General features: G+C 65.5%; 14 protein-coding genes. 11 read left to right on the top strand and 3 right to left on the bottom strand.

Translation table 11 applies throughout. From position 1 onward, the window contains the following. Nucleotides 1-79: 79 nt before the first annotated feature. Together FQ775_RS02915 and rpoZ are read right to left on the bottom strand one after the other, a co-directional pair. Nucleotides 80-2323: a RelA/SpoT family protein gene (locus tag FQ775_RS02915; protein ID WP_146297436.1), complete on the bottom strand. Its 2244-nt coding sequence runs from the start codon at nt 2321-2323 to the stop codon at nt 80-82. A gap of 112 nt (nt 2324-2435) precedes the next feature. After that, entirely contained in the window at nt 2436-2840 is a 405-nt protein-coding gene (rpoZ, locus tag FQ775_RS02910) for a DNA-directed RNA polymerase subunit omega (protein WP_146297438.1), read from the bottom strand. Nucleotides 2841-3249: 409 nt separating this feature from the next. On the opposite strand from rpoZ, the gene FQ775_RS24135 reads away from it, so the two are divergent. The 5 genes from FQ775_RS24135 (at nt 3250) to FQ775_RS02885 (ending at nt 11833) form a co-directional block, all read left to right on the top strand. Continuing rightward, complete coding sequence (locus tag FQ775_RS24135; protein ID WP_284700295.1) at nt 3250-5667, top strand: methyl-accepting chemotaxis protein; 2418 nt, start codon at nt 3250-3252, stop codon at nt 5665-5667. A 220-nt stretch (nt 5668-5887) separates the two neighbouring features. After that, nucleotides 5888-6472, top strand: coding sequence for a LabA-like NYN domain-containing protein (locus FQ775_RS02900; RefSeq protein ID WP_146297440.1), 585 nt, complete (start codon nt 5888-5890; stop codon nt 6470-6472). Then, nucleotides 6472-7146, top strand: coding sequence for a uracil-DNA glycosylase (locus tag FQ775_RS02895; RefSeq protein WP_146297442.1), 675 nt, complete (start codon nt 6472-6474; stop codon nt 7144-7146). Before FQ775_RS02900 ends, FQ775_RS02895 begins: the two co-directional genes overlap by 1 nt. Nucleotides 7147-7310: 164 nt before the next feature. Then, on the top strand, nt 7311-8681 hold the full coding sequence (locus FQ775_RS02890) for an efflux RND transporter periplasmic adaptor subunit (protein ID WP_146297444.1): 1371 nt from the start codon (nt 7311-7313) through the stop codon (nt 8679-8681). Then, nucleotides 8678-11833: an efflux RND transporter permease subunit gene (locus FQ775_RS02885; protein ID WP_146297446.1), complete on the top strand. Its 3156-nt coding sequence runs from the start codon at nt 8678-8680 to the stop codon at nt 11831-11833. The genes FQ775_RS02890 and FQ775_RS02885 overlap by 4 nt, the downstream gene beginning before the upstream one ends. A gap of 40 nt (nt 11834-11873) precedes the next feature. Here FQ775_RS02885 and FQ775_RS02880 read toward each other — a convergent pair whose 3' ends face one another. Further along, nucleotides 11874-13793: an adenylate/guanylate cyclase domain-containing protein gene (locus FQ775_RS02880; protein ID WP_167812751.1), complete on the bottom strand. Its 1920-nt coding sequence runs from the start codon at nt 13791-13793 to the stop codon at nt 11874-11876. A 280-nt stretch (nt 13794-14073) separates the two neighbouring features. On the opposite strand from FQ775_RS02880, the gene FQ775_RS02875 reads away from it, so the two are divergent. The 6 genes from FQ775_RS02875 to FQ775_RS02850 are packed head-to-tail and all read left to right on the top strand — an operon-like array spanning nt 14074 to nt 18704. Beyond that, on the top strand, nt 14074-14913 hold the full coding sequence (locus FQ775_RS02875; RefSeq protein ID WP_146297450.1) for a transporter substrate-binding domain-containing protein: 840 nt from the start codon (nt 14074-14076) through the stop codon (nt 14911-14913). Nucleotides 14914-14928: 15 nt separating this feature from the next. Beyond that, on the top strand, nt 14929-15603 hold the full coding sequence (locus FQ775_RS02870; RefSeq protein WP_146297452.1) for an amino acid ABC transporter permease: 675 nt from the start codon (nt 14929-14931) through the stop codon (nt 15601-15603). Beyond that, nucleotides 15600-16265, top strand: a complete 666-nt coding sequence (locus FQ775_RS02865) for an amino acid ABC transporter permease (protein WP_146297454.1) — start codon at nt 15600-15602, stop codon at nt 16263-16265. The genes FQ775_RS02870 and FQ775_RS02865 overlap by 4 nt, the downstream gene beginning before the upstream one ends. A 2-nt stretch (nt 16266-16267) precedes the next feature. Then, nucleotides 16268-17041: an amino acid ABC transporter ATP-binding protein gene (locus FQ775_RS02860; protein ID WP_146297456.1), complete on the top strand. Its 774-nt coding sequence runs from the start codon at nt 16268-16270 to the stop codon at nt 17039-17041. Between the two features lie 16 nt (nt 17042-17057). Further along, a complete protein-coding gene (locus tag FQ775_RS02855; RefSeq protein WP_146297458.1) occupies nt 17058-17966 on the top strand; it encodes an aminotransferase class IV in 909 nt (302 codons plus the stop codon). A 48-nt stretch (nt 17967-18014) separates the two neighbouring features. Then, the gene (locus FQ775_RS02850; protein ID WP_146297460.1) at nt 18015-18704 is read left to right on the top strand and encodes a GntR family transcriptional regulator; all 690 of its coding nucleotides are present in this window, start codon (nt 18015-18017) and stop codon (nt 18702-18704) included. Nucleotides 18705-18735: the final 31 nt, after the last annotated feature.

Raw genomic sequence — 18735 nt, 5'->3', positions numbered from 1 at the left:
TAACAAACATATAGCCGCGCAATGTGGCGCCGCCAACACGGACTAAGGGCGAAAGCGGGGCGGTTGGCCGGCCTTGCAATCAGCCGTTGACGCGGTGCGCCTCGCTCACCGAAGGCGTGTCGCGAAGTTGTCCAAGCAGGCGGTTGAGATGCTTCAGGTCCCATACCTCGAGGTCGAAACCCATCTCGGTGAAGTCGGGCGCGGTGCGCACCATGGAGAGCGTGTGAATGTTGGCATCGTTCGACGCGATCACCTGCGCGATTTCCGCAAGCGAGCCGGGCTCGTTGATGGCGGTCACGGAAATGCGCGCCGGAAAGCGCTCCTTGTTGCCTTCCTCGATGTCCCAGCGCACGTCGATCCAGCGTTCGGGCTGGTCGTCGAAGGCGGTCAATGACGGCGACTGGATCGGGTAGATGGTGATGCCGGAACCGGGCTGCATGATACCGACGATGCGGTCGCCCGGCACCGCGCCCTCTGGCGCGAAACGCACCGGCAGGTCGCCGGCAACGCCCCGGATCGGCAGCGCGCCGCCGCCGCTTTTCTTCTCGCGCTTCGGCACCTCGCCCTTCTTCGAGGAGCGGCCGGGAACCCGGAACAGCATCCCGGCGGCGTTCCTGAGGTTGAACCAGCCCTCCTCGCGCGCCTTGGGCACGACGGCGGTGACGCGCTCGTCCTTGTAGTCGGGAAAGACGGCGCGCAGCACGTCGGGCGAGGAAAGTTCGCCGCGGCCGACCGCAGCGATCACGTCCTCGACATCCTTGCGCGCCAGCCGGTGCAGCACCGGCTTCAGGAGGTCGCGCGAATAGTCGTGGCCGGCACGCTCGAAGGCGCGCTCCAGGATGCGGGTGCCGAGCCCGGAATATTGCTTGCGGATCGCAGCGCGGGTGGCGCGGCGGATTGCCGAACGCGCCTTGCCGGTCACCACCACCTGTTCCCAGGCCGCCGGCGGCACCTGCGCCTTGGAACGCACGATCTCGACCTCGTCGCCGTTTTTCAGTTCGGTCATCAGCGGCATGATGCGGCCGTTGACCTTGGCGCCGACGCAGGTGTCGCCGATGTCGGTGTGGACGGCATAGGCGAAGTCGATCGGCGTGGCGCCGCGCGGCAGCGCGATCAGCTTGCCCTTGGGCGTGAAGCAGAACACCTGGTCCTGGAACATCTCCAGCCGGGTGTTTTCGAGGAACTCCTCCGGATTGTCGCCTTCCGACAGCGACTCGATCGTACGCCGCAGCCAGGCGTAGGCATTGGTTTCCTTGGAGATCGCATGGCCAGCGCCGTTCGGCTTGGTGCCGAGGTCCTTGTAGATCGAATGCGCGGCGACGCCGTATTCGGCGACCCTGTGCATCTCGAAGGTGCGTATCTGCAGTTCCACGCGCTGCCGCGACGGCCCGACGATGGTCGTGTGGATGGAGCGGTAGTCGTTCTGCTTCGGTGTGGAGATGTAATCCTTGAACCGGCCCGGCACCATCGACCAGCTGGTGTGGATGGCGCACAAAGCCTGATAGCAATCCTCGACCGTATCGACGAGCACGCGAAAGCCGAAGATGTCGGAGAGCTGCTCGAAGGAGAGCGCCTTGGTTTCCATCTTGCGGAACACCGACCACGGCTTCTTCTGGCGGCTCTTGACCCTGGCGTTGACCCCGTATTTCGGAAACAGCGCGTTGAGCGCGGATTCGATCTCGCCGATGACGCCGCGATTGCGCTCGAACATCTCCGTCAGGCGCTCGGTCACCGCGCGGTAGCCGCCCGGATTGATGTGGCGGAAGGCGAGTTCCTCCAGCTCCTCGCGCATGTCCTGCATGCCCATGCGGCCGGCCAGCGGGGCGTAGATGTCCATCGTCTCCTCGGCGATGCGCAGCCGCTTGGCCTCGGGCACGTGGTCGAGCGTGCGCATGTTGTGCAGCCGGTCGGCGAGCTTGACCAGGAGCACACGCACGTCCTCGGAGATCGCCAGCAGCAGCTTGCGCAAATTCTCCGCCTGCTCCGCCTTCTTGGAGACGAGGTCGAGCTTCTTGAGCTTGGTCAGGCCGTCGACGAGCTTGCCCATGTCCTTGCCGAAGAGCTCGTCGATCTCCTGGCGCGTGGCGGTGGTGTCCTCGATCGTGTCATGCAGCAGCGCAACGGCGATGGTCGATTCGTCGAGATGCATGTCGACGAGGATCGCGGCCACTTCCAGCGGATGCGAAAAATACGGGTCGCCCGATGCCCGCTTCTGATGGCCATGCTTCTGCATGGCGTAGACATAGGCCTTGTTGAGAAGCGCCTCGTTCACGTCAGGCTTGTAGCGCTGCACGCGCTCGACAAGCTCATACTGGCGCATCATCGAATGGCCGCCTCCTCAAACGAAACATGCGCCGCGACAGTCACGGCGCATGCCCTAGATAAGAAAAATTCGGCCGCCGTGGTAGTGGCGACTAAGCAGGAGGCGAGCCGGCTCAGTAGTCGTCGCTCTTTTCCGGCGGAACCAGGCCCTCGATGCCGGCCAGAAGCTCCTCCTCGCTCATGCGGTCGAAGGAGACCGGCTCGTCGTCGTCCGCCCCGGTCTCGGCCACGGCGGCGACGGCGTCGCCCTGCTCGATCGCCTCGGGCTCGTCGGCCTCCGGCTCGTCGACCTCGACATGCTTCTGCAGCGAATGGATCAGGTCTTCCTTCAGGTCGCCCGGCGAAAGCGTCTCGTCGGCGATCTCGCGCAGCGCGACGACCGGGTTCTTGTCGTTGTCGCGATCGACGGTGATCGGCATGCCCTGGGAGATCTGGCGGGCGCGGTGGCCGGACAGGAGCACCAGTTCGAAACGGTTCTCGACCTTGTCAATGCAGTCTTCAACGGTGACGCGGGCCATGCAATGCCCCTTTCAGGTTCGATTGTGTCGGAATTGGCCGGCTGCATACTCCGAACGGCGGCGAAAAACAAGCACAAGACGCCGTCGCGCCAACGCACAAAGCATGCCGGATCGGCTGTCGGCGATCACCGGTATCAAATCCGAATGCGACGAACCGAGTAGTGCCGACCTCACTGCCGGCGCGCACCACCCCGCAGTGGGTTAATCATACGTCAACGAAGCCGTCATACTTTGGGTGAATCACTCTCCCGAGGGAGTGACCAGGCGATGCCGATGCAGCCCGGGGATTTGAAGGGGGCGGTGTCGGTGCCCTGCCGAGGCGGGGTTAGCCTGGCTTTCGCGACCCCGAGGCGCGCCGGGCGCCCCGAGGCCCCATGCGAGCGGCATTCCCGGCGTGGGGGACATTCAGATGACGACAGAACACAACGTTCGCGGTGACGCTGCCGCGACGGCTGGCGGCGGCTCATCGAGGAGAGCGCGCTTTTCGTCGGTTGGCGTGAGGACGAGCCTCCTTGTGCTGTTCTCGCTTTTGACCCTGGGGCTGGCGGCTTTTGCGATCGACAATCTCGTCGGCGCCTGGACCGGCATGAACGGCGCCAGGCAGATGCAGGCGAACAACGCAACCGCTGACCTTTTCCTGACCAGTGCCGGTGCGTGGGCCGCGGAGCGCGGCAATACGAATGCCGCCCTTCAAGGCGCGGCGAAGGCCGATGCAAAGGTCCTCACACGCATCAAGGGCCTGCGCGAAAAGGCGGATGCTGCCCTGCTGGGAGCACTGGAAAGGGTGGAAGGCGGTCCGCGCTTCGAGGGTCGCGATACGCTCCTCGAGAAGGTTCGCGCCGACATGAAAGCGGTCACCGCCCTTCGCGCCGATGTCGATGGGGAACTGGCCAAGAGCCTTACCCAGCGCGACCCAGCCGTGGTTGCCCGCTGGGTGCCGACGATGACGGCACTGATCATGTCCTCGCAGGATCTGCGCATCGCATCCCAGATCATTCCGAACAACGCGCTTGCTCGCTCGCTGCTGTTGCAGGAAGTCAAGCAGGCTGTGTGGGTGATGAGCGAATATTCAGGCCGTGAGCGCGCTGCGATCGGCGCTGTCATTGCGGGCGGAACGCCGATCAGTTCGGACCAGCGCGCGAGTCTCGCCGAACTGCGTGGCCGGCTGGAGCAGGCAAGGGCCACCGTGGAGGCTTATGCCGCGCGGGATTTCGCCAGCCCCGACGTCGTGCACGCTCTCGAGACCGTGCGGGAAGAATTCTTCGGCACATTCGAGACCCTGAGGCAGGACGTCTACCGCGCCGGAGCCGGAGGTTCGGCCTACCCGCTATCGGCGGACGAGTGGATCAGCGCGGCAACGCGCGCCATCGACACATTGCTTGCCCTGTCCGAAACCATCAGCGCAACCGCGGCTGCATATACCACTCGGGATGCCGACGCCGGTCAGCAGGGCTTGCTGATCAGCATCGCTGTCCTCTCGTTGACCGTGCTGATGGCCGGCATCGCTCTGTGGATCGTTGTCATGCGCGTCACCGGGCCGATCCAGCGCCTGACGGCCGTCATGTCGCGGCTCGCCGACGGCGATCTCGACGTGACTGTCCCCTCGACGGGACGCCGCGACGAAATAGGCGAGATGGCGCGAGCCGTACTGGTGTTCCGCGATGCGGGGCTTCAGAAGATGCAGCTCGAAGCGGATGCCGAAGAGGGCCGCAAGCTGACCGAACAGGAACGGCGTGAGCGCGAGCTGGAGAAGGAAAAGGAAGCGCGCGCCATCCAGGATGCCATTACCGCGCTCGGAACCTGCCTGAGCGGCCTGGCCCGGGGTGACGTCAGCAACCGGATCGAGACACCGTTCGCGCCGGCGCTCGACAAGCTGCGCACCGACTTCAACGAGTCGGCGGCAAAGCTGGAGGAAGCTCTTCGCGCCGTCGGCGAGAATGCGCGCGCCATTCATGGCGGTTCGGAAGAGATCCGCACGGCGGCGGACGATCTCGCCAAGCGGACCGAGATGCAGGCCGCTTCGGTGGAGCAGACCGCCGCGGCGGTCGAGCAACTGACCGCGACGGTGCGCAACTCCAGCCAGCGGGCCGAGGAGGCCGGCAAGCTGGTGTCGCGGACCCGGGAGAAGGCGGAAAGCTCTGGCGAGGTCGTGATCCGCACGGTGGAGGCGATGGGCACGATCGAAACGTCCTCGCGAGAGATCGGCAACATCATCGGCCTGATCGACGATATCGCGTTCCAGACCAACCTGCTGGCGCTCAACGCCGGCGTGGAAGCGGCGCGTGCCGGCGAGGCTGGCAAGGGCTTCGCAGTCGTCGCCCAGGAGGTACGGCAACTGGCGCAAAGATCCGCGGAAGCGGCCAAGGAGATCAAGACGCTGATCACCAATTCCGGTCAGCAAGTGGAGGCCGGGGTGGAACTCGTCGATGCCACAGGCAAGGCGCTGCGGGAGATCATCGGCGAGGTGCAGGAGATCAACGAACACGTCAGTGCCATCGTGGCGGCGGCGCGTGAACAGGCGACCGGTCTGGAGGAGATCAACAGCGCCGTCAGCCAGATGGGTCGGAGCGCCCAGCAGAACGCCGCCATGGTCGAGCAATCGACGGCCGCGAGTCACGGGCTGGCAGGCGAAGCCGCCGCTCTCAACACCTTGCTCGGACAGTTCAAATTGTCGGGCGGCAGCACAGCGGGAGTATCCTCCGCGCCCAAGGACGGCGACCCATCGTCCGTCGCGTCAGCTTCGCCGGCGCGGAAGCTGCTACGCAAGGTCGCCGGTGCCTTTGGCAGCGGCCGCGCCGACTGGACGCCGGGCGCCGCTGCCGGATGAGGCCGGCTGTGCGCCGATACTGATGAGCAGCGTGTGGGCCGCATGCGGCCCACACGTGTTCTGGCGGAGAGAGAGGCCGGCTCGCAGAGGTCGGAACGGCAACCCTGTTTCCCTTTCATTCGTTTTATGGCAATCCTATTTGCATTGCAGCGAGACGGCGCGTTGAGCGCACGTCGCATTCATTGCCTCGACGCGCCTGTTGCCGACAAAGGGATATTAGATGTTCGACCCGCGAGAAAAGATCGCCCTGTTTATCGACGGCGCCAATCTCTATGCCACGTCGCGCGCGCTCGGTTTCGACATCGACTACCGCAAGCTGCTGGCCAGCTTCAACCAGCGCGGCTATCTGCTGCGCGCCTATTATTACACGGCGCTGGTGGAGGATCAGGAATATTCCTCGATCCGGCCGCTGATCGACTGGCTCGACTACAATGGCTACAAGGTCGTGACCAAGCCCGCCAAGGAGTTCACCGACTCCACCGGGCGGCGCAAGATCAAGGGCAACATGGATATCGAGCTGACGATCGACGCGCTCGAGCTTGCCGACATCGTCGACCACTACGTCATCTTCTCCGGCGACGGTGACTTCCGAACCCTCGTCGAAGCCCTGCAGCGGCGCGGCCGCAAGGTCAGCGTGGTCTCGACCATGGCCTCGCAGCCGCCGATGATCTCCGACGAATTGCGCCGCCAGGCCGATCATTTCATCGACCTCGTCTCGCTCAAGGGCGATGTCGGTCGCGACCCGTCCGAGCGGCCCCAGCGGCGCGTCGATACCTCCACGGACGACGACGACAGCGACTATTGATGGCCCAGCCCTTGGCGTCCGGCTCTTTAGACACGGTCGAGCCGCCGCGCGACTGCGCGCTCTGTCCGCGCCTTCACGCCTTCATTGCCGGCTGGCGCGAGCGCGAGCCGGCCTGGCACAACGCGCCCGTGCCGACCTTCCTGCCGCCCGAAGGCGCCGGCGGCGTGCAACTGCTGATCGCCGGACTGGCGCCGGGGCTGCGCGGCGCCAATCGCACCGGCCGCCCGTTCACCGGCGACTATGCCGGCGACCTGCTCTATTCGACGCTCGCGCGCTTCGGCTTCGCGCGCGGCCAGTTCGAGGCACGGCCGGACGACAGCCTGGAACTGGTCGGCACCGCGATCACCAATGCCGTGCGCTGCGTGCCGCCGGAGAACAAGCCTGTCGGCGCCGAGATCAACACCTGCCGAGAACACTTTTTCCGGCCGACCATCGAGCGTTTCCCCGCGTTGCGGGCGATCGTGGCGCTGGGCTCGATCGCCCACCAGTCGACGGCGCGGGCGCTCGGCCTGCGCGTCGCCGACTACCCGTTCGGACATGGCTCGCGCCATCAGGTCGGCAGCCTTACGCTGTTTTCGAGCTATCACTGCTCGCGCTACAACACCAATACCGGCCGGCTGACGGAGGCGATGTTCACCGAGGTGTTCGCGCAGGTCCGTGAGGCGTTGGCCTGACGTCGGACGGAAGCGCATCGAGACACTCGTTAGCCCCCGCGAAGCGGATCGAAGGTGCCTTTGACCGCCAGGCGCGCTAAAGTCGCGCAAGGCACACATACCGGCAGACAGCGGGCACGGGGCTTTCCGGTTGCCGCAGGCCGGAAACAGGGGCGGAGTTGCCGATGTGGCGCAGGCTTTTGTTCTTTCCGCCAGTGATCGCGGCGGCCGCGCTCGTCTACTGGGCGGCAAACCAGCGCCAGCCACCGGCGACGCATGATCTGGCCGAGACCGTCCGCGACGTGCGGACGATCGTCGCGGGAGAGATCGATCTGGTGCCGCGGGTCACCGGCTTCGGCACGGTCAATCCCGGCAAGACCTGGAAAGCGGTCGTTCAGGTTCCCGGCGAGGTCACCTATGTGCATCCGGACCTCAAGCGCGGCCGCATCCTGGCCGAAGGCACCGAGATCATCCGGATTTCGCCGAGCGACACCGAAATCGCCATCGCGCGGGCGCAGGCCAATATCAGCAGGGTCGAGGCACAGCTGGCCGAACTCGACGCCAATGAAAGCAATCTCAGCGCGACGCTGGAGATCGAGGAGGAGGTGCTGGCGATCCGGCAGCGCGAATCGGAACGGCGCCAGCGGCTCGGCGAATCCGGCACGGTGTCGGCCACCGCGCTCGATCAGGATGCGCGCGAGACCTTGGCGCAGCGCAAGAAGGTGCAGGACATCCGCAACACGCTGAAACTCGTCCCCGCCCAGCGCCGCGCCCTGGAAGAGCAGAAGAAGCTCAATGAGCTCGAACTGGCGCAGGCGGAGCTCAATCTGGAGCGAACCCGGATCTCGCTGCCCTTCGATGCCCGCATCGCCGAGGTTTCGGCCGAGATGACGCAGTTCGCCCAGACCGGGTCGACACTTGTGACCGCCGACGGCATCGCGACCTCCGAGGTCGAGGCGCAGATCCCGATTTCGGAGTTCGCCAAGCTTGCGAGGGTGGCGACGCCCGACAATCAGGCAGGATCGGCGATTACCACTACCGATATCCGCGAGATCATCGACCGCATGGGCTTCTCCGTGACGATCAAGCTCGATGTCGATTCGGTCGCGGTCGAATGGCCGGCCAGGGTCTCGCGCCTTTCCGACACGGTCGACCTGAAAACAAGGTCGGTTGGCGTGATCGTGACGGCGGACGACACCTGGCGGAATGCCATTCCCGGCGAGCGGCCGCCGCTGTCGAAGGGTCTCTTCGTCGGCGTCGAACTGCGCGCCCGCAAGCTCGAGAACCGGATCGTGGTGCCGCGATCGGCGCTGCATGACGGCCATGTCTATGTGGTCGACGAGGAGGAACGGCTGAAGATCGTGCCGGTCGACACCGGCCTCTGGCAGGAAAGCATCGTGGTGATCCGCGAAGGCCTGGCCGCGGGCGACCGCGTGGTCGTTTCCGACCTGTTGCCGGCCATCGAAGGCATGCGGCTGCGCCCGGCGCGCGACGCCGGGCTTGAGGCGCAGCTTGCCCGCGAGGCCCTCGGCGAAGCGGCGGACGCGCAGTTGTGATCGCCTATTTCGCCCGTCACGCGACCGCCGCCAACCTGCTGATGCTGGCCCTTCTGGTCGTCGGCATCTTCTCCTACCCGACGCTGCAGCGCGAGACCTTTCCGCGCATCGCGCCAGACAAGGTTCGGGTCACGGTCGCCTGGCCCGGCAGCCGGCCGGAGGAAGTAGAGGCCGCGCTCTGCCAGAGGGTCGAGGACGCGCTCGATGCGGTCAACAACGTCGCCGAGGTGGTCTGCGAGGCGCTCGAGGGCGTGGCGACCGCCACGGTCGAGAAGACGGCCGCCGTCGACCTTGATCGCTTCACCGCCGACATCACCAGCGCCGTGGATGGTATCGCCGACTTCCCCGAAAACGTCGAGCGCCCGGTGGTGGCGCAACTCGGACGCACCGATTTCGTCGCCTCGATCGCGATCACCGGGCCGCGCGACCGGGTGCATCTGAAGGCCTATGCCGAAGACATCCGCGACCGCATGCTGTTATGGGGCGGCATCCCGAAGGTCGAGGTGCTGGGCTTCTCCGCGCATGAAATCCGCATCGGCCTGAACCGCGAGAGGCTGCGCAATTTCAACGTGTCGGTCGCCGACGTGGCGCGCGCCGTGCAGCAGGAATCGATCGACCTGCCCTCCGGCAGCCTGAAAACCTCGGAGCGCGAGTTCCTGGTGCGCTATTCCGGCGAGCGCAGGAAACCGGACGAATTCCGCGACGTGGTGGTCGTCTCCAGCAGCAGCGGCGGACAGGTCCGTCTCGGCAGCCTGGCTGAAATCGACGAACGCTTCACGCTGGACGAGGCGCGAGTCGAGTTCAACGGCATGCCCGCCGCCATCCTGGCCGTCACCAAGACGGCCGAGCAGGACATCCTCGAAGTGTTCGACCGGCTGCGCGCCTTCCTCGACGTCGCCTCGGCGACGGCGCCGCCGGCCGTCTCGATGGTGATCACCAATGACGTCTCGTCAGTCGTCAACGACCGGCTGGTGCTCTTGATCCGGAACGCGGCCCAGGGGCTGGCGCTGGTGTTCCTCGTCTTGTGGCTGTTCTTCGGCTTCCGCTATTCGCTCTGGGTGGCGGCCAGCCTGCCGGTCTCCTTCGCGGGCGGCTTCTTCCTGATGGTGCTGGCGGGGTATTCGATCAACATGCTGACCATGGTCGGGCTGCTGATCGTCATCGGCATCCTGATGGACGACGCCATCGTGATCGCCGAAAATATCGCCAGCCACCGCGCGCGCGGCAAGCCGGCTGTCCAAGCGACCATCGACGGCGCGACGCAGGTCTTGCCTTCGGTCTTCGCCTCCTTCGCAACGACGGCCTGCATCTTCGGTTCGCTCGGCTTCCTGCAAGGCGAGATCGGCCAGGTGCTGCGTGTCGTGCCGGTGGTCATGCTCTTCGTCCTGAGCATATCGCTGATCGAGGCGTTCCTGATCCTGCCGCATCATCTCAAGCAGACGCTCACTGCGGGAAACGAGGCCGGCGGCCGGGTCCAGGCATCGTTCAACCGGGGCCTCGACCTGATGCGCGAGCGCGTGGTCGTGCCGCTGGCGCGCGCGGCCGTCGGCTGGCGCTATCTCACGATGGGGCTCGCCATCGCGGTTCTGATGCTGACCTACGGTGCGCTGGCTTCCGGGCTGGTCAAGTTCTCGCCGTTTCCGGACATCGACGGCAACGTGATCGAGGCACGCATCATGATGCCGCCCGGCACGCCGCTGGCGCGCACCGAAAATGCCGTCCGGCATGTCAGCGAAGCACTGGAACGGGTCAGCGGCCGATTGAGCCCGCAGGAGCCGGACGGGGCGAAACTCGTCCGCAACATCACCCATCGCTACAACTATAACCAGGATGCCGGCGAATCCGGATCGCATGTCGCAACGGTGATCGCCGACCTGCTCGATTCGGAGACGCGCAATGCGCGGATCGCCGACATGCTGTCGTTGTGGCAGCGCGAGACCGGCGACATCCCGGACGCGGTGACGCTCAACTTCACCGAGGGGACGTTCGGTCCGGGCGGCCGTGCGATCGACATCAGGCTCACCGGCGGCGATCTCGACCAGCTCTCGGGCGCGGCTGCCGAGCTCAGCCAATGGCTGTCTCGCTATCGCGGCGTCTACAACGTCATGACCGATCTTCGGCCCGGCAAGCCGGAGCTGCGCGTCACCCTGCGTGAAGGAGCAGCCCCCCTCGGCATCAGCGGACGCGCAATCGCCGACCAGATCCGCTCCGCCTTCTACGGCTACAAGGTCGACGAGATCCAGACGCGCGGGGAAGGTTACGAAATCAACGTCGTGCTCGATCCGGCAAGCCGCGATTCGCTGGCCGATATCGACCAGTTCACGCTGACCGCCAGCGACGGGAGCCAGATCCCGCTCTCGGCCGTGGCGAGGATCGACACCGCGCGCGGCTATTCGCGCATCCGCCGCGTCGACGGCCAGCGTACGGTGTCGGTCCAGGGCGAACTCGACAGCCGGCAGGGCAATTCGACCGAGATCCTCGCAGAGACCCGGCAGCTTTTCCTGCCCGAGCTTAAGAAGCGCTACCCGGGCGTCGCGGTCGTGTTCGAGGGCGCCAACGCCGATGCCTCGGAGACGCAAGGGTCGATGCTGCAGGGCTTCGCCCTCGGCATCATCGGCATCTACCTTCTGCTGTCGTTCCAGTTCCGCAGCTATCTGGAACCGCTGGTGGTGATGATCATCATCCCCTTCGCCCTGATCGGAGCGATCGGCGGGCACATGCTGCTCGGCCTCGATTTCACCATGCCCTCGACGCTCGGCTTCCTGGCGCTGGCCGGCATCGTGGTCAACAACTCCATCCTGCTGGTCAGTTTCATCAAGTACCATCATGGCGAGGCGCGCACTGTCGCCGATGCCGCGCCGCTTGCCACCGGCGCCCGCTTCCGCGCCATCATGCTGACCTCGCTGACCACCATAGTGGGCTTGCTGCCGCTGCTGACGGAGCAGTCGCTGCAGGCGCAAGTGCTGATCCCGCTGGTGACCAGCCTCGCCTTCGGCCTGATGGCGACGACGGTGCTGGTGCTGTTCATCGTGCCGGCGGCCTATACGATCCTGGCCGATTTCGGCGGCGCCAACCTGGAGACCGATGGCGCGATCGACAAAGCCATCGCCGGGTCGGACCCCGCCTCCGCCGCGGACGCGCCTGCGCGGTAGGAAGGACGGCAACCCCGAGCGTGGCCCAGCGGGTGCGATCTCAGCTCGGTCCGCCCTCCGGGAACCCGGCCTTGCGCATGCCTTCGACGACACGTTCCCTGGCGATGCCACGCAGATGCGCGCTCTTCAAGAAGCCGTCTATCGTGAAGTTCGGTATACGCTTCAGCACTTCCTGTCGGGTGGCCGCCGCCTCCTGCGCCCTGCCGAGTTGGCCATATGCGGCTGCCAGGAACTGATAGCTGATGACGAGGTCGGGATTGGCCTTCTGGAACCGCGCGAAATCTTCGACCGCGGCCTCATAGTCCCCGTTGACGTACAAGGCGACACCCCGGAACTGGAACCGCGCCGGGGACGGTGAATACGGGTCCAGGCGCACGGCCGTCACGATGCTTTCCAGCGCCTCCTGTGGGCGGCCAGCATAGGCATAGGTCAATGCAAGGCCGAGAAGAATCTGGGGATTGCTCGGGCTGCGCGCCAGCGCCTTCTGGTTGACCTCGATCGCCTCGTCGTGATCACCAATGAGGCGGAGCACACTGCCCAGCATGCGCAGGGTGAAATCGTCATCGGGTGCCATGTCGACGGCCCGACGAGCAAGTTCCAGGCCGGTCTTGGCAGCGATGGAAGGGTCCTCCGTCCAGCGAAAGCGCGCGCTTTGTGCATGCCCGAGCGCCAGCAGTCCGATCGCCCGAGCGTAGTTCGGGTCACGCGCGATCGCCCGCTGCATCAAGTCGATGCCCTGCGCATTGGTCTTGGGCGTAAGCACCTGCATCACGTGCCAGCCACGCAGGAAAAGATCGTAGGCCTCGATGTCGCGCGTGCCCTCACCGGATCGGCGAGAGAATTCCGCCGCCATGACGTTGCTCGCCAGCCGCGAAACGACCTCGTAGGTGATCTCGTCCTGCACCGCGAAGACCTCGACCATCTTGCGGTCGTAGCTCTCCGCCCAGATGTTGGCCCCCTTCAGGGCGTCGACCAGTCGGACGGTCACCCGCAAATCGTCGCCCGCACGCCGCACGCTGCCTTCCAGAACATATTGCACGCCCAGATCCTCCGCCACATGGCGGATGTCGGCGGCCCGGCCACGATATTTTTCCGTCGAGCTGCGCGCGATCACAAACAGGTTCTCGAAGCCCGCGAGCCTGGTTATGACGTCTTCGGTCAGACCGTCGGCGAAATAGGCCTGTGCAGCGTCGCCCGAAACGTCGTCGAGCGGCAGCACGGCAATCGACGGCTTTTCCGGAAGCGGAAAAGCCATGTTCTCCACCGAGGCACGCGCGAAGTCAGGCTGCCAGGTTCGCCACAGGCCGAAGCCGCCTGCCAGCACCAGCGCGAATGCCATCAGCGCCATTGCCATGACCCGAGCGGAAGGCAGCCCGCCTCCCGGTGCGTCCGTCGCCACTGTCGGGAAGGCGTCGGCTCCTGCGCGATCGTCGCGCACCAGACGGTAGGCCTGGATCGGCTCGACGATATTCCTCACCTGTTGTGGCCCCATATCCGCAAAGCGATAGGGCAGCCTTGCGCGGACCTCATCGAAGGCGCCGCCTGAAATCGCCACGCCGCCCGGCGCGGCGAGTTGCTCGAGCCGCGCCGCCACGTTGACGCCGTCGCCGTGGATGTCGTCACCCTCCACGATGACGTCCCCGAGATTGACGCCAATGCGAAAATCGATACGCCGCTCGGCGGGCCTGTCTGCGTTCTCCGCGGCCAGCCGCGCCTGCAGCACCACGGCGCATTCGACCGCGTCGACCACGCTCTTGAACTCGGCCAAAAGCCCGTCCCCCATGGTCTTGACGATCCGGCCACCATGCCCGGCGATCGCCGGGGCGAAAACATCGTCAAAAAGGGTTCTGAGCGTCTTGCGCGTGCCAGCCTCGTCGGCACGCACCAAGCGCGTATAGCCGGCCGCGTCCGCCGACATGATGGCAGCAAGCCTTCGAACCGCCCGCTCCCCGGAACTCATGCCGGTGGCCCTCATGTTGTCAGGGAGCAAGAATACCGCGCAAGCGACGAACGTGTCTACCTGGCCGCGAGTTGACGGGGAGCCGCCGACACGTGCCGCCTTGCTTGAGCACCATCCGAACTCTCCCCGGCATGGCAGGCGATTCACACGTTTGCCGGGCGAGTTTGACCCCGGCTGGTTCCGATGCAGAATCGTCGATTGTTGACAATCGACAATTCTCGGCGTCCTATAAACGAGCCCAGCTATTCGGCCGCGGACAAAAAAGAGGAAGGAACACGACATGAAGATCACCCGCAGGAGCTTTTCATTGCTCGCCGGCGCGACCCTGGCATCGCTGACGATGCCTGGCGCAACGCTCCCGGCTCTGGCCTCCGGCACCATGGACGACATCAAGGCGCGCGGATCGCTGCGCGTCGGCGTCACCCAGGCGCCGCCCTGGTATTCGAAGGATCCCGCCACCGGCGAATGGACGTCGGGCGTCGGCGTCTCGGCCGGCAAGGCCATGGCCGAAGCGCTCGGCGTGGAATTCGAGCCGGTCGAGGTCACCTGGGGCACGGCGGTGGCCGCGCTGCAGAGCAACAAGATCGACATCATGTTCGTTCTCGACGCGACCGAGGAGCGCAAACAGGCAGCCGCCTTCCCGGATTCGCCGCTGCTTTATTATTCGCTGGCGGTGCTCGCCAAGGACGAGCTCGAGGTTTCGACCTGGGAAGACCTCAACAAGGCCGGCGTGAAGATCTCGGTGCCGCAGGCGACCAGCATGGACAAGTTCCTGACCGAGAACGTCGCCAACGCCGACATCCAGCGCTTCCCGGGCAATACCGAGGCGATCGCCGCCTTCCAGTCCGGCCGTGTCGATGCGGTGTGCCTGTTCCATCCGCCGCTGATTGCTGCACGCCAGAAGCTCGGCAGCGGCAAGATCGTGGTTCCCTCCCCGGTCAAGTCGAACCCGACCAGCGCCGCGGTGCGCCAGGGCGACGCCGACTTCGTGGCCTTCGTCGACACACAACTGCAGGACTATTACCAGTCCGGCAAGATCCAGGCCTGGTACGAGGAGTTCCTGACCGGCTTCGGCCTCGATCCCAAGGCGGCGCCGCCGATCATCAAGGAACTGCTCTAGCAGGCGCCGGCCGCCATGTATGAGTGGGACTTCTCGCCGGTGCTGGCGGAAAGCGGCCTTCTTCTGGCCGGCTTTCGCAACACGCTCATCCTGACGGCGACCGCCCTTTCGGGCGGGCTCGTCGTCGGGCTGCTGCTGGCGCTGGCGAGACTGTCCCACCGGCGCTGGCTGAGCGCGCCGGCTGGCGTGATCATCGAGGTCTTCCGCACGACGCCGCCGCTGGTGCAACTGTTCTGGTTCTATTTCGGCCTGCCGATCGTGCTGGCGGTGGAAATGACACCGTTTCTCGCCGCCGCGCTCACCTTCATGATCCAGAGCGGCGCGTTCTTCGCCGAGATCTTCCGGGCGGGCATCGTCTCGATCGAAAAGGGCCAGTGGGAGGCCGCCAGGGCGATCGGCATGAGCCACAACCAGTGCATGCGACGCATCATCCTGCCGCAGGCGGTCAAGCGCATGTTTCCCTCGATGATGGAGCGCTCGATCGAGCTGATGAAGACTACCACGCTGGTGGCGACCGTTTCCTATGCCGACCTCCTTTTCCAGGCCAACGAACTGGCGCAAAAGACCTTCCGGCCGCTGGAAGTCTTCACGGTCGTCGCGCTGATCTATTTCGTGGCGATCTCGTTCATCAGCTTCCTGGCCTCGCGGGTGGAGCGGCGCTTCGCCAGGAGCGGCGAGTTCACGGCATGAACTACAACTGGAACTTCGAGAGCGTTTTCGACAATTGGTGGGCGCTTGCCATCGGCGCGGTCGGCACGCTCAGGCTGTTCGCGGTCTGCCTGGTCATCGGCATGAGCCTCGGCCTCGTCGTGGCGCTCGGACGGCGCTCGCGCAGCCGTCCGGTCCGGTGGCTGTCGACGGCCTTCGTCGAGTTCTTCCGCAACACGCCGGTGCTGGTTCAGATCCTGTGGTTCTACTACGCGCTGCCGATCCTGGCGCCGATCGAGATCAGCCCGTTCATGGCCGCCATCCTCGGCATCTCGCTGAATTCGGCCGCCTATTCGGCCGAGATCTATCGCGGCGGCATCCAGTCGATCGAACCCGGACAATGGGAGGCGGCCAGGGCGATCGGCATGAGCGGGCTGCAGACGCTGCGTCGCGTGGTGCTGCCGCAGGCGATCCGCCGCATCATCCCGGCGCTCACCAATCGCGGCGTCGAAATCTTCAAGATGTCGACGCTCGCTTCCGTCGTCGCCTATGTCGAGCTCCTGCAGCAGGGCAAGCTCATTGCCTCGCTCAACTTCAATCCGCTGGAAGTCTATACGGTCGTGGCGGCCATCTTCCTCATCATCCTCTACCCGATCGTGCGCATGACCTACTCCGTCGAGCGCCGCCTCGCACGGAGCGACTGACCATGGCCGATCCCGTCCTCAGCCTCACCGGCCTGGAAAAATCCTTCGACGGCCATACCGTATTCGCCAACGTCGATCTCCAGGTCATGCCGGGCGACCGAATCGCCATCCTCGGGGCCTCGGGCTCGGGAAAGAGCACGCTCCTGCGTTGCATCAACGTGCTGGAGACGCCCGACGGCGGCGCCATCGAGATCGGCGGCAAGCCCGTCGGCGACGGCTCGCGCGGCGGCCCGGCCCGGTTTTCCGAACGGGAGTTATGCGCCCTGCGCCAGCGCGTCGGCATGGTGTTCCAGCAGTTCAATCTCTTTCCGCACATGACGGTTGCGGGCAATGTCGCCGAGGGGCTCGTCACGGTGCGCGGCATCCCGGCGGCCAAGGCGCGCGAGCGGGCGCTGGCCGAACTCAAGCGGGTCGGCCTTGCCGACAAGGCCGACACCTACCCGTCGCGGCTTTCCGGCGGACAGAAGCAGCGCGTCGCGATTGCCCGCGCGCTCGCCATGGACCCGGAAATCCTGCTCTTCGACGAACCGACATCGGCGCTCGACCCGGCCCTGGTCGGCGAGGTCCTGAGCGTCATCGAGCATCTCGCCAACGAGGGCCGGACGATGCTGCTGGTCACCCACGAGATCGGCTTTGCCTACCACGTGGCGACGAAAATCGTGTTCCTCGCCGAAGGCGGAATCTACGAAACGGGAACCCCGGACGAGGTTCTCAAGCACCCGAAGCGTCCGCTGACCCGGCAGTTCCTGGCCGAGCACCAGCGCTTCCAGTTCTGATGGAGACTTCGAGTTCATGACGGACAATGCCAGCGCACAGGCCTATGTCGCCGACCCGCGCAACGAAGACGTGCTGATCTACGTCAACGGCGATCTGGTTCCGCGGAACAAGGCGGTGGTCTCCGTCTTCGACAGCGGTTTCGTGCTCGGCGACGGCGTGTGGGAAGGCCTGCGCGTCAAGAAGGGACGGATCATCCAGCTCGACGCGCATCTGGGCCGGCTGTTCGAGGGCGCGGGTTCGATCGCACTCGACATCGGCCGTACCCGCGACGAGATCGAGGCCGCGATCCGGCAGACGCTCGAGGCCAACAGCATGGAGGACGGCGTCCATATCCGCCTGATGGTGACGCGCGGCATGAAAAGCACGCCGAATCAGGATCCGCGCTTCCTGATCGGCAAGGCGACACTGGTGATCGTGGCCGAATACAAGGCGCCGCGACCGGAGGCGAAAGCGAAAGGCCTGTCGCTCTTCACCTCGACATTCCGGACCAGCGGGCCGGACGTCTTCGATCTGCGGCTCAATTCTCACAGCCGGCTGAACCTGATCCAGGCGCTGATCCAGGCGATCAATGCCGGCGCCGACGAGGCGCTGATGCTCGATCCGCGCGGCTTCGTCGCCAGTTGCAACTCCACCAACTTCTTCGTCGTACGCGGCCGCGAGATCTGGACCTCGACCGGCTCGTTCTCCTTCAAGGGGCTGACGCAGCGGGCGACGATCGACGCCTGGCGGGACCGCGGCGAGCTTGCCCTGGAGAAGGACTTCACCCTGGCGGAAGCCTATTCCGCCGACGAGGCCTTCATCACCGGCACGCTCGGCGGCATAACGCCGGTGGTCAGGATCGACGGACGCGTGATCGGCGCCGGGCGTCCGGGGCCGGTCACCGCCGAGGTGAACGAAGCCTATCAGCAATGGGTCATGCGCTAGTGGCAACGCGGACGACCGGGTTTGGATATGCGAACGAGCAGGCAGGACATGGACGGTTCAGCGACGGCGGCCCAGCAGCGCATCACTCCGGTCAGGCGCGAAACCTTCAGCAGCCAGATCGCGGCCAAGCTTCGCCGCGCCATCATCGGCGGCGAGATCGAGGCCGGAAGCCAGATCACCGAGACCGAACTCGCGGCGCGTTTCGGCGTCAGCCGCGGGCCGCTGCGCGAAGCGATGGCGATGCTGGCCTCCGAAGGCCTGATCGTGACCGCTTCCTATCGCGGCACCCGTGTCCTGAAGCTCTCGACCAAGGATGTCAGGGAGATCTATTCGCTGCGAACCGCGCTCGAGACGCTGGCCTTCCGGGAAATATGGGACCGCCGAGACAAGGCCTTCGCCGACGAGCTTGCGGCGAGGCACAAGACGCTGATGTCGACGCTCGGGCTCAACGATCACGTCGCCTCGAGCGAGGCGGAGGTGCGTTTCCACGCGCTGGTCTACGAGGCGTGCGGTCACGACCTGCTTCTGGAAAGCTGGCAGCGCATCGCCAGCCGGATGCAGCTCTATCTGGCCGTGCATCAGCGCGCGCACGGACGCACCGCGCCTGTCCGCGACGCGCATGAAAGCTATCTCCGGCTGGCGCTCGGCGACAGTCTGGAACTGATGCTGGAAGAGGTCGACGCGCACATGCGGCGCGGCCTGCAGTCGCTGGAAAAGTATCTCGATACCTATCCCTGAACTTCCGCCGCCCGACGGGGACGTCGACCGT

The organism is Nitratireductor mangrovi (assembly GCF_007922615.2).
Lineage (GTDB): Bacteria > Pseudomonadota > Alphaproteobacteria > Rhizobiales > Rhizobiaceae > Mangrovimarina > Mangrovimarina mangrovi.
This window is presented reverse-complemented; position numbering and strand designations above follow the sequence as displayed.